The sequence below is a fragment of the Arthrobacter sp. CG_A4 genome, assembly GCF_035985125.1.
GTDB lineage: Bacteria > Actinomycetota > Actinomycetes > Actinomycetales > Micrococcaceae > Arthrobacter.
In genome coordinates, this window is record NZ_JAXCID010000034.1 from 12,218 (window position 1) to 27,763 (window position 15,546).

Sequence of the window (15,546 nt, forward strand, 5' to 3'; positions counted from 1 at the left end):
AGTGAGCAGAATGGCATCCTGCTCACTGTTCGTGGCTAAGGCTGGCCATGTCCGGCCGCAGCGGTGGTGGTGCGGGCCAGACCTAGTTCTGGTACGCCGGGTAGTCGGTGTAGCCCTTGGCGCCCTCACCGTAGAACGTGGACGGGTCCGGCTCGTTGACCGGGAGTCCCTCGCGCCAGCGCCGCACCAGGTCCGGGTTGGCGATGGCCGGGCGTCCCACAACGACGGCGTCTGCGTGGCCGTCCGCGACCAGCGCCACGGCCTCCTCGCGCGTCGTGATGACGCCGAAGCCGGTGTTCAGCAGGAACGTGCCACCAAAGCGGGTGCGCAGATCCTGCACGAGATCGCTGGTGGGTTCCTTGTGCAGGACGCTGAGGTAGGCGAGCTTCAGGGGCGCCAGGGCATCCACCAGCTGTGCGTAGGTCTCGTGGATGTCTGCAGCGTCCAGCTCGATAGCGCCCTGGACGTTATGCTCCGGGGAGATGCGGATGCCGACGCGGTCGGCGCCAATAGCGTCCACCACGGCCCGGGTCACTTCAATGACGAAGCGCGCACGGTTCTCCGGTGAGCCGCCGTAGATGTCGTCGCGGTGGTTGGCTGACGGGGAAAGGAATTCGTGCAGCAGGTAGCCGTTGGCGGAGTGCAGTTCGACGCCGTCGAACCCGGCACCGATCGCGTTGCGGGACGCGGTGACAAACTCCTGGACAATGCCCGGCAGCTCCTCGGCGGTCAGGGCGTGCGGAACCGGGAACGGCTTCTGGCCCGCGTAGGTGCGGGTCTGGCCGTCGATCGCGATGGCGCTCGGTGCGACAACCTCAAAGCCACCGTTGGTGTCCTCATGGGTGACCCGGCCGGCGTGCATGACCTGCGCGAAGATCCGGCCGCCTTCGGCGTGCACGGCTGCGGTGACGTTGGCCCAGCCCTTGAGCTGTTCCTCGGTTACGAGGCCGGGCTGGCCCGGGAATCCCCGGCCGGCGTGGCTGGGGTAGGTGCCTTCGCTGACGATCAGTCCCAGCGAGGCGCGCTGGCGGTAGTGCTCCACCACCAGCGGGCCGGGGATCCCTTCCCTGCCGGAGCGGACGCGAGTCAGCGGCGCCATCACGAGTCGATTGGGCAAATTCAGCTCGCCGAGTGTCATCGGGGAAAACAGCATGCGCAGTTCCTTTCACCATGGATTGGGTTCTCCGTCGGCAACTGAACGGCGCCTGCAGCTATTCCATCTGAGACCCGGATCACTAAGGATGGACGATGATCTTCACCGCAGTATCGTTGTGGTTGATCAGGGTGTCGAAGCCCTTGTCCACGAGGTCAGCCAGGGCGATTCTTCCTGTGATGAACGGCTTCAGATCGACCTTTCCTTCCTGGACGAGCTTGATGGCGGCCGCATGATCGCCGCAGTAGGCGATGGTGCCGCGCAGATCGATTTCCTTCAGAACGACTTTTTGCATGTCAACGGTGGCCGGGTGCCCCCAGATCGACACGTTGACCACGACGCCGGCAGGTTTCACGACGTCGAGCATGGTGTCCAGCACAGCGTTGACCCCGGCGCATTCAAACGCGGCATTGGCCCCCGCGCCTGCGGTCAACTCCTGTACCCGCGCCTTGACGTCGTCCGAGCTCGGATCGAGAACATGATCCGCCACCCCTGACGAAAGCGCCTTGTCCTTGCGGGCCGCCGACAGCTCGGTGACGATCGTGGTGATGCCGAGACCCTTGAGGACCGCGGCGGTCAGCAGGCCGATGGGGCCCGCACCGCCCACGACGGCGACGTCCCCGGCTTTGAGCCCGCTCCTCCCGACGGCGTGATACGCCACCGCGAGGGGCTCGATGAGAGCGGCTTCGTCCAGCGGGATGTCGCCGACAGGGTGGACCCAGCGGGCGTCGACGACGATCTTCTCACTGAGTCCTCCGCCGCCACCCGCCAGGCCGATGAAACCCATCTTGGTGCACAGGTTGTAGTGCCCGCTGAGGCACGGACCGCATTCATTGCAGACGAAGTACGGCTCGACCACCACGCTGTCTCCGATGGCAAGGCCGCTGACCCCCTCGCCGAGTTCCTCGACAGTGCCGGAGAACTCATGTCCCATAGTGACCGGGGCGGCTTCGTGTGAAAGCCCGTGGGGATGTCCGGGCGGCGGGGAAAAGATGGGCCCTTCCAGGAACTCGTGCAGGTCCGTGCCGCAGATGCCGCACCAGGCTACGGCGATCTTTACCGCTCCCGGGCGCAGTTCCGGCTCCGGGACGTCTTCGATCCGGAGGTCTTTGCGGGCGTGGAATCGTGCTGCTTTCATGGTGTTCTGCCTTCGCGTTACGGGCCGTGGCTGCACCTTCGCGGCGCAACCACGGCGTTTCGTTTGGGTTGTCACAGCAGGGGCCGTCACCCCAGTGTGGTTGCCGGCCCTGTGATTGTCACGGCGCGGATTGTCACGGCCCGTCCGGGTCAGCGTGTGTGGTGCGTCGGCTGAAGCTCGAAGACCGGCGTCGGCAGCCCCTCCATCCGTGCCTTGAGCTGGAGCGCCAAGTAGTTGGAGTAGTGCCGGCTCTGGTGCAGATTACCGCCGTGGATCCAGAGATTCTCCACGTTGGTGGGCTTCCACATGTTGCGCAGTTCCCCCTCCCACGGCCCCGGGTCCTTGGGGGTATCCGATCCGTAACCCCAGCATTTGCCGACGGCGTTGGCCACCTCGGGCGAGACCAGGTCCGCCAACCAGCCGTTCATGGACCCGTACCCGGTCGCGTAGATAATGACGTCGGCGTCCAGTTCCGTCCCGTCTGCCAGCACCACGGCGTTGCCGGTAATTTTGCCGACCTCGCCATTGGCGAGCTTGACCCGGCCGTCGATGATCAACTGTGAGGCGCCGACGTCGATGTAGTAGCCGGAGCCGCGCCTCAGGTACTTCAGGAACAGACCGGAGCCGTCCACGCCGAAGTCCAGGTCGAAACCGGCGGCCTCCAGCTGGGAGTAGAACTCCGCGTCCCGCTTTGCCATTTCCGTATACACAGGGATCTGGGCTGCGGGCAGAATCCGGTACGGCAAGGAAGCAAACAGGAGATCGGCTTTTTCGGTGGTGACGCCGTTGGCCAGCGCCTTCTCGGAGTACAGATCGCCAAGCGCAAGATCCATGAGGGATTCGCTGCGGGCAATGTGTGTGGAGGACCGCTGGACCATGGTGACGTCGGCGCCATGTTCCCAGAGATCGGCACAGATATCGTGCGCCGAGTTGTTGGAGCCAATGACCACAGCCTTCTTCCCCGCCCAGTCTCCGCCGCCGTCGTGCTTGGACGAGTGGTACTGATCCCCCAGAAAGGATTCGGCGCCGTCGAACGCGGGGACGCTGGGGTAGCCCGAGACGCCCAGGGCGAAGACGAGCTGTTTGGGGCGCAGGGTGACCGGTTCGCCGTCGCGCACTACCTCAACCACCCACTCCTGCAAGGATTCGTCGAAGCGGGCGTTGGTGCACTCGGTCCTGGACCAGTAGTTCAGTTCCATAATCCGTGTGTAGTGCTCCAGCCAGTCGCCGATCTTGTCCTTGGCCGCGAAAACGGGCCAGTCGTCGGGGAACTTGATATACGGCAAATGGTCGTACCAGACCGGGTCGTGGAGGTGCAGGGACTTGTAGCGGTTGCGCCAGGAATCGCCCGGGCGATCGTTCTTCTCGATGATGAGCGTGGGCACGCCGAGCCTGCGCAGCCGCGCCCCCAGCCCGATTCCACCCTGCCCGCCACCGATAATGACGGTGTAGGGCTGGTCTTCGTAGCCGAGCCGCGCTTCCTTTTCTTCCTTCAGTTCCAACCAGGACTTGCGGCCCTTGGTGATCTCGTGGGCGACGCCCTTCTCCCGGTTGGCGCCCTTCTTTTCCTCGAAGCCCTTGAGCTCCTGCATGGTGGTGAGCAGGGTCCAGCACTTGCCGTTCCGGAGACGCAGATGGGCGTAGCCTCGGGCCTGGGCGGTCTCGAAATTCACCCAGGCCTCCGTATTGGCGGCATCCCCGGTGGCGTTCTCGGCCAGAGTCCAGTTGCTTGGCTGCACGTCGTCGAGGGTTGCATCCAGCATGCGGCCGATGTCCTCCTTGCCCTCAAGGGTCTTGAGGTTCCAGGTGAAGGCGACGAAGTCGCGCCAGTACGAATCGTCGTCGAATAGCTCCAGGATGGCGTCCGTGTTGTGGCTGCGCAGTGCGTCATCGAACTGCGCCAGCCAGGCCCGGACGACGCCGTTTGGTGTCTCAGGCATGTTTCCTCTTTCCCTTGCTGACAGTGGGTTGCTCCCGTTGCACGGCGTCCGGACCGTTACCCGGCGCCCAGACCATACAGTGACCAGCATCACAAGTAAAAGCCGCAGGGGGTTACAATCGGGTTACACGGAGGTCTCACGTTGTCGGCCGGCGCTTAGCTGGTCGTTGCAGGCAGGGACCGGTCAGGTGCGACGATTCGAGGGCGAGTTGGGGGATGAGCATGCGGCAAGGCACACCCTCCTCCAGGCAACTCTCAGATCTCAGGTTTTCAGCGCCGGCAGAGTACGCCCGGACTCTCCGGCAGGCCCACGAGGCCACGATTTCCGGCACCCCGAACCCGCTCCTGTCGCCGTCGCTCGCCAAGTCATGGCAGCGCTCCCTTGCGCTGGGCATCAATCCGGACCGGCACCGCCCGCTCCACCGTCATGAAGTTTCCGAGGCGCGCTCGCTCAGCGCAAACCATCGACTGGCGGCCGTCACGCCCGCGCTGTCACAACTGCTGGCCGACGAGACCGCGACCGGACGCCATCTGCTGATCGTGACCGATCATGAGGGCGAAGTGCTGTGGCGCGTGGGTAGCAGGCAGGCGCTGCGGCTCGCAGACTCCCTGGAGTTCGTGGAAGGAGCCGACTGGTCCGAATCCGGCGTCGGCACCAATGCCATCAGCGAAGCCCTGGTCACCGGCGCGCCGGCACAACTCTTCTCGGCCGAGCACCTTGTGCGGACCCATCACGATTGGGCATGCACCGCTTCCCCCATTCGCGACCCCTTCACGGGCGAAGTCGTCGGGGTCCTGGATGTTTCCGGCCCGTTCGAGTCGGTCACGCCGGACAGCCTGCGGCTGGTGCGGTGTGGCGTGCGGCTTGCAGAAGAACTGCTGAAATCGGCAGCGACTCCCGACGGCGGCATCTGGCGCGGCGGGCAGCCGCTGCGACGTGACGAGCGGACCCCGCACGACGGCGGCGCCCAGTCGCAGCTGGCACTGCGGCTGCTGGGCGACTCCCCTTCCGCGGCGATCGACGGCGGCGCCCCACGTCCACTCACGCTGCGCCGCGCCGAGATCCTGGCCCTGCTGGCCTCCCGTACCCGGGGGTGGAGCGCCGATGAGCTGGCCTACGAGATCCACGGCGACGACGGCACCGGCGCGGCAATCCGGACGGAGATGCACCGGATACGGGCCGTTGTGGGCTCTGTGGTCGAAGCGAACCCCTACCGTTTCTCTGCAGCCGTCAGAGTCGTTACGGATGCCTCGGATGTGGCCAGCCATTTGCGGGAGGGTCGGGTTGGCGAGGCGTTTGCAGCCTATCCGGCGAAACTGCTCAACCGTTCGCTGAACCTTTCCATCGGTTTTATGCGCGATGAGCTCAATGCAGCCGTCGGTGCGTCCGTGCGCTCCAGCGGGGACGCCCGACTGATCCTGCAATGGTGCACCAGCGACATGGGCTCCGCCGATACGGAAGCGGCGGCCGCTGCGTCGAAGCTGATCGGGCCCTTCGATCCAAGCCTTCAGCTGGTGAGCGCGCGGATGGAGCGGGTGGACCGGGAGCTGCGAGCGTAGCCACGAATTCTGGCTCCCCCGCTACCTGGTTCCGGCTCCCCCGCTATCTGGGACTTAAGGGCAGAGACTACTGGCCAAGTCAACCAGTGGGAGCAACGGTGCACCCGCGTATCGTCTAGGCCGGTGGTGGAGCGACGCCGGGGCAGCCTTGGCCCTGCGGATTCCGGAGGCAATCGTCCGCGTAGTTCCGGGTGATCGACCGCCAGACGCTGACGGTTTGCGGCTCTGCGCTGAATGTTCCCTGGCCCGGGATAGGCAGCGGCGGACCGCCATTAACAGAGTAGGTGCCCTGGAAATGGGTGGTCAGGCCCACGGAGAAGTCACCGGTCTGGGGGTAGACGTGGCTGGTCGCGGTCTTCTCGCCCCAACGGTCCTGCGGCAGCGGGCCGCCGGCCGCAGTCTGAGGGCCGGCAGAGGTGCCGTCGCCGTAGCTCCAGGTGTACTGCACCGGCCTGGCGACGATGTGGACACTCTGTCCGAGCATATCCACGGTGAACGCCTGCTCGGCGGCCTCAGCGTAGAAGTTCGTCTCGGCACCTTTCAGGGTGTGGGGGCTGGGTTGCATGACCGACTCCCCTGGTATGACAGGCAATTGCTGGAATTTCGTTTGGATCTGCGCAGCGATCTTGCCCAAGACATCGTCGGGGTTTTCAAGGTAGACACAACGGTCTGGGTCGATACGGCTCCAAATCGGTGGCGAGAATACCCGGAGAGAGGAGAACCATCGGACCGGTCGTCCGACTTCGCCTTGTTCGCACTTTACCGCCGCGGTCAAGCACGCGACGTCGAAGTTGTTCTTGCCTTCATCGAGGCACAGATACTCGAACTTGTAGATGCTTGGATCTTCCGCGACCGCTCCTGGCGCATCGACCCAGACACCCGCCGCGGTGTCAAAGCGCCAGATACCGAGGCCAGACTTCGTCCACGAAACTTCCGAATCGTCAGCGAGTGCACTTACGGGTGCAGAGACCAAGGCTGCACCCAAAACAGCGATCCCGATCGCCAGTCGCGACAAGGTTCGATTGAGACTCATGGCCTAGCCGCCGAGCCGGTCGACGTTCTGAACGGTCCAGCTACCCTTTTCGTATCGCGCCACCAGCAAGTCGCCCAACATCCCAGATTCCGAAACCGTCTGGGCGTCCATACCATCCGGACTTTTCAGAGATCCGGCCCTTTGCTGTGACTGAATGGCGACCTGGAAGTCGCCCTCATTGGTCCGGACGAAGGTGGACTGAACGGCATGTACGTTGACGGTCGCACCGACTATCCATCGTCCCTCAGAGTTCCATTTTTCGATGCCCGGAAAGACTTTTCCGCAAAGGGCGCATGCCGAACTGGAGATAGCCCTGACACGCGATAAGTCACCCGTCTCATACGCGTAGTTGAGGAGCGCGTACCAGTACCTCGCGAAGGCCTCCAGCCCTTCCTTCGTCTCAGCTTTCGCCGCCTCCGGCAACTCCGGCACTGGGACGTTCTGGGCTTTTCCCGAGGCGTCGGCCGGTTTATAGCTGGCCGCGGGCGTGGCGCTGGGAGCGGCGCTGGAACTCCCCGACGCCGTCGTCGATGGTCCAGAAGACTCCGAGGTAGCCGTTGGCCCCGGAGTTGTTCCGCCGCCGCTGCAGGCGGTGACCAACAGCAGGGACGAAGCAACGAGGACGCCAGCGAACGCCCGCCAGCGGCCGGCGATCGAAGTGCGAGTTGTCATGGTCAGCTATACCCCCGATAGAAATCAAGACGCCCGAAGCCAAACAATATGATAAGGGTAACTGACATCACATTTTAGGCACCAAGGTTATCCACAGCCTCCCGCTTCACCCCGCAATAGCAACGGCAGCAGACCTACGGGGACTCCCCGCACGGACGCGCCCTGCCGCCGCCCCTGGCCTGAAATGCCGGTCACTTCTTCTGGTCGGCCCCAGCCACTTGCCGCTGCAGTCGCCAACAGAGGCCATGCCGTTGGTAGTCACCCTGAATTCCGCCTTGTGCTCCGAATCAAACGCCCGGTCAGCCGAGGAAAGGGCCGCCGACAGGACCGTCATCCAGATTGCCGCAATGACACTGCTGAGATTGCCCAGGACAAACCCGGCCACCGCCGCACCCTTCCGGGCGAACTGGCGGATGGCGCCCAGGACGCCGAGGACGCCGAAGAGGACGGCCGGCAGTCCCAGGACAAAGGCCACCACGCCCATAAAGGCATTGAACGAGAAAACGACAGCCACAATGCCGAGCACCAGCGCGGGGACACCCCGGCCGTTGCCGCACGAATCAGGCGCTGAGACAGTCGGCTGCTGGCAAGCCATGGCGGGTGCCGCGGCGGACAGAGTGTGGAAGGGGCTGAGAAGTTACCACCCCGCTTTGGGGCACGAGGCAATTGCAGTCGACGCACGCGGACTTTCCGCCGTAAGCCACTGGCGCTTTTCTACATGGGCCAGAACAATGAAGCCATGATGTTCGAACACGCAGACGACAATCCCATTCTCAACCTCGACGACGAGCAGATCTGGAAAGTGATTGAGGGCACCAAACACGGCAGACTCGTGGTCACCGTCGCCGGTGAACCCGATATTTTTCCGGTGAACTACGCGGTGAGCGGCAGGAAGCTCTACCTCCGTACGGCGCCCGGCAACAAACTCGCCCAGCTGACCATCAACTCCAAGGTGCTCTTTGAAACGGACGGCATCCTGTCCGACGAGGCCTGGTCCGTGGTCCTTCGCGGCACCGCGCGAGTGCTGGACCAATCCGCCGACATCGCAGCGGCTGAGGCCCTGGGGCTCAAGCCCTGGGTACCGACGTTGAAAGACTTCTTCGTCGAGATCGAGCCGACCTCGACGACCGGCCGTCATTTCCAGTTCGGCGAACATCCCGAGCGCGAGATCTAGACCCATCTGGCCCGCCCGGAGTTGTAACCATGGCTGACAAGCTGACACCCGAGCGGCGCAGCTGGAATATGTCCCGCATCCGGGGGAAGAACACAATGCCGGAGTTGCTGGTTCGGCGGCTATTGCATGCCAAGGGCTACCGGTACCGGCTGCACGGCACGGCGCGCGGCGGACAGCTCCCCGGCAGCCCTGATCTGGTGTTCGCGAGCCGCCACAAAGTCATCTTCGTCAACGGCTGTTTCTGGCACTTCCACGATTGCCGCGTCGGGCAGCACGCACCCCAATCCAATGCCGAATTCTGGGAAACCAAGCGGACCCGCACCAGGAACCGCGACGCCGAACAGCGCCGGCAGCTGGAAAGCTCGGGCTGGGAGGTCCTTACCGTCTGGGAATGCGAGCTGCGGGACCGGTCGGCGCTGGAGCAGCAGTTGCATGTATTCCTTCGGGCCCATGCGGCTGAACCCACCACGGGAAACTAATTCGAAATTGTGGTTCTCTTCCGCCCCGGCGCGCCAGCAGCACGGAGCCGCTAGCCAGGGTTGATGCAAAGTCGTGGGTAGTGGCTTGATTCCGGCGAGTTGGCGGGCGAGGTTGGCGTTTCCAGTCAACGGCCAGGTCCATCATCACGGCCCGGGGCGGTGGTGATGCGTCGTTTGTGGGCGCCCGTTCGCCACAGATGACCGGTATGGGACTGTCATCCCGGCCATCTGTGGCGAATCCGTGGCATGCGGCCGCCCCGCCGGCCAGCAGGTCCCGAAGGATTTGCCGGCCCGCAGCCACGAAGCCCCGCCGATGGACATGCGCAGCGGCGGGGCTGCTGCGTGCGCCCTTACTCCCGATATTTTTTTAATAGCCCGGGTGACGACGTTCCAGCCCAGTTACTCGGTTCCGGAACCCGTGCCAGCCCCCGGGATTGCCCGGGATTCCGCGGGTGCCGGCCTGTGCGCGAGGAAGTAACTGGGCAGGAGCGTCAAGCCGGAGCCCGGAAACCTCCATAGCAAGGACTCCAAAAGAACTCACTAAAAGCTCCCACCCGCGCCGCGTGCCGCCGTCGTCTGCCGGATCCGCCCATGTTCTTGCATCAGCCTCGGAACACTAACCCCGGTGGTGGTCAATCAGCCAGCCGGCCATTTGGCGCGCACGGCCGGCCGCGGCAAGGTCGCCCTCGGCGGCGGAGACGATCGAACCCTTCATGAGGATGTGCCAGGAGCGGGCGAAATCCACCGGATCGCGAAGGCCCGCCTCCTGGGCAAGCTGCTGCACATGAGCCCGGATTTTCGCTAGGTAGTCGATGCTGGCCCGGCCAAGCGGATGGTCGGCCCCCATCTCGAGCAGGATATTGATGAACGAGCAGGCCTCGAAGTCCTCGCGCGCGAACCAGTCGGCAAAGACATCGAAGATCGCCAGCAACTGCTCTTCGGGAGCGTCTCCCCTGCGCCGGGCCTCGAAGAGGATCTTGTCCACAGTCCATTGCTGGTCACGGCGTTCCAGGAAAGCGAGAACAAGCTCGTCCTTTGATGCGAAATACCGGTAGAAGGTCGCCTTCGCCACGCCGGAACGACTGATCAGTTCATTGACCCCGACGCCGCGGACTCCCCGCCGGGAGAGCAATTCATAAGCAACCGCGAGAATTCGCTCCCGCACCCCCGAAGCTGCCATGCCTGAAACTGCCATGCTCGAAGCAGCCACGGGAGCCACCGGACCGGCCACGGCAGAACGCTCGCCGTCCGCCACGGTTCGCGTCGAAGACGCTACAGCTCCGGAATTCGTTGAAGGAGACATCAAGGCTAGCCTAGTCCCAACTAGCAGACAGAGTGGTCTGTCTCGGATAGGATTCCAAGTCGGGGGGCATGGATCCTGTTCGGTCCAGATTTAGTCGTACACCTACCCCTATGGGAGAGCGCCAGATGCCACACTTGCTGATGCCGAATGAGTCGCTGAGAAACGCAACATCACAGTCAAGTTCATCACCGGCTTCCCAAATGCGAAACTTACGCTCCGCTGATGTCAATCCTGATCTCGAACCCCTGCGTCGGCAGGTGTCCCAGATCATTGATGCGATTCTCGCCGACACCAGGCCCGAAGAGGCGGAGGTTCGAGAAAAACTTCGCTGGCATGTCGCGGACAATCCTTGCAAACCCGAGGCAGCACTCCTGAGTCATCTGCTGTCGATGTCGGTCCGCCAGGACGCACCGGCCTAACGCCGTCGGTCGCCAACGTGGTCGGCCCGACGCCGTTGGTCACCAACGCGGTCGCCAACGTGGTCGGCCCGACGCCGTTGGTCACCAACGCGGTCGCCAACGTGATCTGCCCGACGCCGTCGGACGCTAACGCCGCCGGTGACTGGTCATGCTCAGCGGCCCATAGCCGCCTGACGCACGACTTCGCCCCAGGACTGCTGCGCGAGGTCCGCCACAGCGGCGAGGATTTCCGACGGCGGCCGGGACAGGTCCAGCGGGAACTCCACGATGTCGATATCGGTGTGGAGGATCCGCCGCAGCTTTACCTCTCCTGCGCCCGGGTAGATTAGCCACGCTGTCGGCACCCGCAGCGAGGTGCAGCAGGCCAGCATCCGGTAGTGGTCCGCCGACGGTGACGCCCCGACGTCGGCCGCGGCCTGATATTTGGCGTCGTAGACCATCACCGGCCGCCCGCCGAGCAGATGGACAGCGCCGGGCTGCACCACGATCCGGTCCGAGTCGCGGACGGCCTCGTTGAACAGGGCGTTGTACCGCAGCCGCATCTCACCCGGGTAGGATCCCATGGCTTCCCGCAGTGCCGCCCCAACAAAGTCCTCGAAGACTTGGGACATGTCCACGACGAACGACGACGACGACTGTTGCTGGCCGTCGCCGGCCTCCGCCGAAGCGTTGCGCAGAATCACTTCAGCGAGCCGGAGGGCCGCGTGGTAGCGGGTGTTCATCCTGCTGGCGCGCCACACCGGCAGCGGGGCGCCGGGCTGCAGACGGGTCACGGCGGCGAGCTTGCCCTTGAGCTGGCGCAGGCGGCTGAGCACTTCCGGGCGCACCCCCGGGACCTGGGACATCCGTTCGAGCGCGGCCCGCAGAATACGGTTCTCCGCGATGTCCCCGGTGAACTCGTCATAGGACACCTCGAGCGGTACCAGCATGCCGGGCCGGCGGGAGATCTGGTCCGAGATCCGGATCCGGCCTTTGACGGTCCGCAGCGCTTCATCGACGGTGAGGTAGCCCTGCAGCACCCCGCGGCTGAGCGCACGGTCCGCGAGCTGCGCCAGCGACTCGGCGAGCGCACTCCACAGCTCCGGCTCCTCGACGGCGGCAACGAAATCCTCGCGGAACCCCTGATCCCCCGCGTAACCGAGCAGGAACAGCAGCCGCCCGAGACCGAGCCGCTCCTTCGGACGCACCTCAAGCTGGACCGTCGGGGTGCGCACCGAGCCGACTTTCCCCACCGGTTCGATCCGGTACAGCCCCATGCCCATCGGCGACGCCCTGGCCAGGCCGCTGCCATTGACGTACGCGGCGCTGCCCGGATCCAGTCGCTCCACGACGCCGGCCGAGAGCTCATCCAGGACGATCCGTCGGACCGGTGCGGTGCCGCGCCCGGGCTGCGCCGCCCGGACCGGAGAGGCGGCCGCCCGGACCGGTGAGGCGGCCGCCGGGACAGGTGCGGCGGCCGCCCGGCTAGGCGCGCGCAAGGCGGGCGAGCAGTTGGTCCAGCCCGAACCGCTCCTCCAGCTGGGCCCGGTTGAGCTGGCCGTGGTAGTGCTCCTCGAGCAGCGGCATCAGCTCGTACTTCCAGATCCGGCGCAGCCCCTTCGGCGTCTGGGCGGACGGTTTCATGAAGTACGACGGTCCAATCATCAGGTCCCGGTCCCACTCGTCAATCGCCTCGTTTAGCGCGTCCATCAGGAAAGCCGGCGTCGTATCCAGGTCCCTGGCCTGCAGGAACCGCAGCAGTGAGCCCTTCACCGGCTCGGTCTTCGGGTGCAGTTCGATGAAGGAGAAGCGGCGGCGGATGGCCGCATCCATCATCGCGATGGAGCGGTCCGCGGTGTTCATGGTGCCGATAATGTACAGGTTGTCCGGCAGCGTAAACGGCTCGTTGGGGCTGTACTGCAGGTAGATCCGGTCATCGCGGTACTCGAGCAGGAAGTACAGCTCACCGAAGACCTTCGCGAGGTTGGCCCGGTTCATCTCATCGATGATCAGGAAGTACGGCTTACTCCCGTTTCCGGGCTTCGCGGCCTCCTCGGCGATCCGGCGCAGCGGCCCGGCGACGAGCTTGAAGGACACCTGCCCTTCCTCCGTTTTATCCGGACGGAAGCCCTCGAAGAAGTCCTCGTAGGCGTAGGAGGGGTGGAACTGCACCAGCTTCACGCGTTCGTCTGTGGTGTCGCCGGCCAATTGGGTGGCCAGATGCTTGGCGAGGTACGTCTTGCCCGTCCCGGGCGGTCCGTAGAGCACCAGTTGCCGGTTCTCCGCGAGGAGCTCGGCGATTTCCTGCAGCGGCTCCAGATCCATGTGCAGGGACGCCGCGAACTCCAGTGTCAGCGGGCGGAATCCTTCGCAGACCGGTTCTGCGACGGCGTCCGGCGCGGCGCCGTCGCCGCTCTCGGCTTCCGCCTCGGCCGGCAGGAGAGTCTCCAGCGCCTGGATGACGCGGGTGATGTCCACGATGATGCCGGAGGTGGCGAGCTGCCGCTGCACGTGCCGGGGCAGCTCGGCCATGTCGTGGGTTTCGTCGAACCAGCGGACTTTGCGGCGCAGCCGCCGGTTGTCCCCGTGGTGCCCGGGCTCGCCGAGGACCACACCCACCCGGACGGATCCGGAACTCTGGTACAGGGCCAGGTCGCCGGGCTTCATCACGGTCAGGAAGGCGAAGACGGCGGTCTTGGTGTCCTCGCGCTCCACGTAGCCGAGGTGCTTGTAGTCCTCGTCGACGGCGTGCTGGACCAGCCCGGCGGTGACACCGGCGTCCAGCAGGCGAAGGTGTTCGACGTCGAGCGTTACCGCCTCGTCGGCATGCCAGGCCCTGAGCAGCCCCGCGTTGTCGTGGTGGGTGCGCAGCAGCCAGGCCCGGCGCCCGGGGTCACCCACCTTCCGCCACTGGCTCACGAGCTGCCGCGAGTACCAGTCGATGCGCTGTCCGGCCTGCTCGTCGAGGTGCAGCCGGATCCGGTGGATGTCCGCCGAAATTTCCTCGTCGCTGTCCCCCTTGGCTCCACCCACAAGTGAGGCAAAGGCGTCCCGGATCTCCTGGCGTTCGACGTCGGCCACGACCGGTTCGAAGTAGCTCGGCCAGGCCAGGAATTCGATGCTCCGGCGGATCGCCGGCTGGTCATCGGGAGTTCCGGCAACCAGTTGATGGAACGCCAGCGGATCCTTGACCGCAGCCGCGACGGTGCCGCCCGGCTGCCGGGCTACGTGCTGCACCAAGCGGCAGAGCCATTTCAGGTGGTCCCAGATGGTCCAGTTGAACTCCGCGGTGCGGTCCCGGATCACTCCGTGGTCCGTCATGCCGGCGTACAGCTCGTCGGGAAGCTCCAGCGGCGGCTCCAGCCAGGATGCTGCCTCGGCCACACGCGCACGTTTGACCTTGAGCGATTTGACCTCGTGCGCCAGCGGCAGTGACTGGAGGAACAACAGCTCGACGGCCAACTGCTTGGCCCCCCGGGAGGCACCCTCCAGATTCTGCCGGAGGTTGGTCATCATGGGCGCCTTGGGATCCGGGACCCCACGCCCCAGGCGGTCTAGCAGCTCGGCGGCGGCCTGCACCGACCACGTTTTGGTGCGGCCGTCCAGCGCCGACGGCTTACCGTGCAGCCCCGGCCCCAGGAGAAACCACGCAGCGTCTTCGATCTCCTTGGAGATGCCGAGGGCGCGGTGCATGGCAGGCTTTTTGGTGGGGGTCATTCTTTCAATTTACAGGCTTAAGCTGGACGCCCGCATCATCGAGGAGCCTAGGAGTTACTCCCAAGTAGATACCGCCCCGATGCGGGACGGAATCCACGACGGCGGCCCGTGTGCCGCTCTCCGGCGGCTTCGTGCAGGGTCGACGGCGGCTACATGCCGGGGCGACAGCGGCTACGAGCCGGCCGGTCGCCTGATGACTCCGAAGGTGAAGTAGCTGCCCGGGCCGATGAAGTTGACCAGGGTGGCCATCCGCCACATCGCCTTGCTGCCCCGGATCTGCTCGGCCGGGCGGCGCGAAATATCCCGTTGGGCCGCGACCAGCAGCGAAAGCTGGACAACCGCCGCCGTGACGGTGCCGAACTTCGCCATCGGCGAGAGCTCCTTCCAGCTTTTCTTCTTCGCGTTCTTCCTGCTCTTCTTCACCATGATCTGTACTCCTTGCTCCTTGCTTGGCGGGCAGCGTGGTTCATTCTAGGGCCGGCCAGCGCACCGGGGTAGAGGCTATGGGACCGGGCGGGCCTGGGTCCGGGCGGGCCGGGTGGACTGCCATGAACGGCGAGAGCGTGTCCTTCTGCTCCGGGGTCAGCCGCAGCACCCGCCCGGTGTCCGCCGCCACAAACGCCAGGTGGCTCGTGGCCCGGACGCAATCCTCCCGGGTCACGGGGTCCTGCACCAGGTAATGAATGTCGAAGCTGGCGCCCTTCACCGCGCCGATCCACAGCACCACCACCGCCGGGACATTGCGGTACTCAAGCGTTTTGACGTAGCGGATCCTATGCTCCACCACGAGGGCCAGGACGCCGACCGGGACCTTATTAAAGAGCGGCACCGGTGGCTCGCTTCCGGCCAGCCCGGAGCCGAGGGGCGGGCCGAACGCGGCGATGCGTGCCTCCTCGAGAATCCGGACAATCTGCACGTTGTTGATGTGGCCGTAGGCGTCCATGTCGCCCCAGCGCATCGGGACCTGCACTTCGACGCGC

General features: G+C 65.0%; 14 protein-coding genes and 1 pseudogene. 3 read left to right on the forward strand and 12 right to left on the reverse strand.

From position 1 onward, the window contains the following. Window positions 1-82 precede the first annotated feature (82 nt). The 3 genes from RCH07_RS13960 to RCH07_RS13970 form a co-directional block, all read right to left on the reverse strand. Window positions 83-1,153: an alkene reductase gene (locus RCH07_RS13960; protein ID WP_326968078.1), complete on the reverse strand. Its 1,071-nt coding sequence runs from the start codon at window positions 1,151-1,153 to the stop codon at window positions 83-85. Window positions 1,154-1,235: 82 nt separating this feature from the next. Then, window positions 1,236-2,291, reverse strand: coding sequence for a 2,3-butanediol dehydrogenase (locus RCH07_RS13965; RefSeq protein WP_326968079.1), 1,056 nt, complete (start codon window positions 2,289-2,291; stop codon window positions 1,236-1,238). 149 nt (window positions 2,292-2,440) lie between these two features. After that, window positions 2,441-4,231 carry an NAD(P)/FAD-dependent oxidoreductase gene (locus RCH07_RS13970; RefSeq protein ID WP_326968080.1) on the reverse strand — a complete coding sequence of 597 codons (1,791 nt, stop codon included), beginning with the start codon at window positions 4,229-4,231 and terminating at the stop codon, window positions 2,441-2,443. A 221-nt stretch (window positions 4,232-4,452) separates the two neighbouring features. Here RCH07_RS13970 and RCH07_RS13975 point away from each other — a divergent pair, with 221 nt between their 5' ends. Further along, a complete protein-coding gene (locus tag RCH07_RS13975; RefSeq protein WP_442784836.1) occupies window positions 4,453-5,790 on the forward strand; it encodes a GAF domain-containing protein in 1,338 nt (445 codons plus the stop codon). A gap of 115 nt (window positions 5,791-5,905) precedes the next feature. Here the strand turns inward: RCH07_RS13975 and RCH07_RS13980 are convergent, their stop codons facing one another. From RCH07_RS13980 to RCH07_RS13990, 3 genes are all read right to left on the reverse strand, one after another. Continuing rightward, a complete protein-coding gene (locus RCH07_RS13980; protein ID WP_326968082.1) occupies window positions 5,906-6,823 on the reverse strand; it encodes a PKD domain-containing protein in 918 nt (305 codons plus the stop codon). Between the two features lie 3 nt (window positions 6,824-6,826). After that, window positions 6,827-7,495: a DUF6318 family protein gene (locus tag RCH07_RS13985; RefSeq protein WP_326968083.1), complete on the reverse strand. Its 669-nt coding sequence runs from the start codon at window positions 7,493-7,495 to the stop codon at window positions 6,827-6,829. Window positions 7,496-7,601: 106 nt separating this feature from the next. Next, complete coding sequence (locus RCH07_RS13990) at window positions 7,602-8,009, reverse strand: hypothetical protein (RefSeq protein WP_326968084.1); 408 nt, start codon at window positions 8,007-8,009, stop codon at window positions 7,602-7,604. A 225-nt stretch (window positions 8,010-8,234) separates the two neighbouring features. Between RCH07_RS13990 and RCH07_RS13995 the strand changes: the two genes are divergently transcribed. Together RCH07_RS13995 and RCH07_RS14000 are read left to right on the forward strand one after the other, a co-directional pair. Beyond that, on the forward strand, window positions 8,235-8,669 hold the full coding sequence (locus RCH07_RS13995) for a pyridoxamine 5'-phosphate oxidase family protein (RefSeq protein ID WP_326968085.1): 435 nt from the start codon (window positions 8,235-8,237) through the stop codon (window positions 8,667-8,669). A gap of 29 nt (window positions 8,670-8,698) precedes the next feature. Next, on the forward strand, window positions 8,699-9,148 hold the full coding sequence (locus RCH07_RS14000; protein WP_326968086.1) for a very short patch repair endonuclease: 450 nt from the start codon (window positions 8,699-8,701) through the stop codon (window positions 9,146-9,148). 616 nt (window positions 9,149-9,764) lie between these two features. Here the strand turns inward: RCH07_RS14000 and RCH07_RS14005 are convergent. The 6 genes and pseudogenes from RCH07_RS14005 to RCH07_RS14030 form a co-directional block, all read right to left on the reverse strand. After that, the gene (locus tag RCH07_RS14005; protein ID WP_326968105.1) at window positions 9,765-10,343 is read right to left on the reverse strand and encodes a TetR/AcrR family transcriptional regulator; all 579 of its coding nucleotides are present in this window, start codon (window positions 10,341-10,343) and stop codon (window positions 9,765-9,767) included. A 317-nt stretch (window positions 10,344-10,660) separates the two neighbouring features. Next, the gene (locus RCH07_RS14010; RefSeq protein WP_326968087.1) at window positions 10,661-10,786 is read right to left on the reverse strand and encodes a hypothetical protein; all 126 of its coding nucleotides are present in this window, start codon (window positions 10,784-10,786) and stop codon (window positions 10,661-10,663) included. A gap of 236 nt (window positions 10,787-11,022) precedes the next feature. Next, a complete protein-coding gene (locus RCH07_RS14015) occupies window positions 11,023-12,222 on the reverse strand; it encodes a 5-methylcytosine restriction system specificity protein McrC (protein WP_442784837.1) in 1,200 nt (399 codons plus the stop codon). A 112-nt stretch (window positions 12,223-12,334) separates the two neighbouring features. Next, on the reverse strand, window positions 12,335-14,566 hold the full coding sequence (locus RCH07_RS14020; protein WP_326968088.1) for an McrB family protein: 2,232 nt from the start codon (window positions 14,564-14,566) through the stop codon (window positions 12,335-12,337). Window positions 14,567-14,737: 171 nt separating this feature from the next. Beyond that, complete coding sequence (locus RCH07_RS14025; RefSeq protein WP_326968089.1) at window positions 14,738-14,992, reverse strand: hypothetical protein; 255 nt, start codon at window positions 14,990-14,992, stop codon at window positions 14,738-14,740. A gap of 124 nt (window positions 14,993-15,116) precedes the next feature. Further along, window positions 15,117-15,524: pseudogene (locus RCH07_RS14030) on the reverse strand (acyl-CoA thioesterase); the annotation flags it as partial. Between the last annotated feature and the right edge of the window lie 22 nt (window positions 15,525-15,546).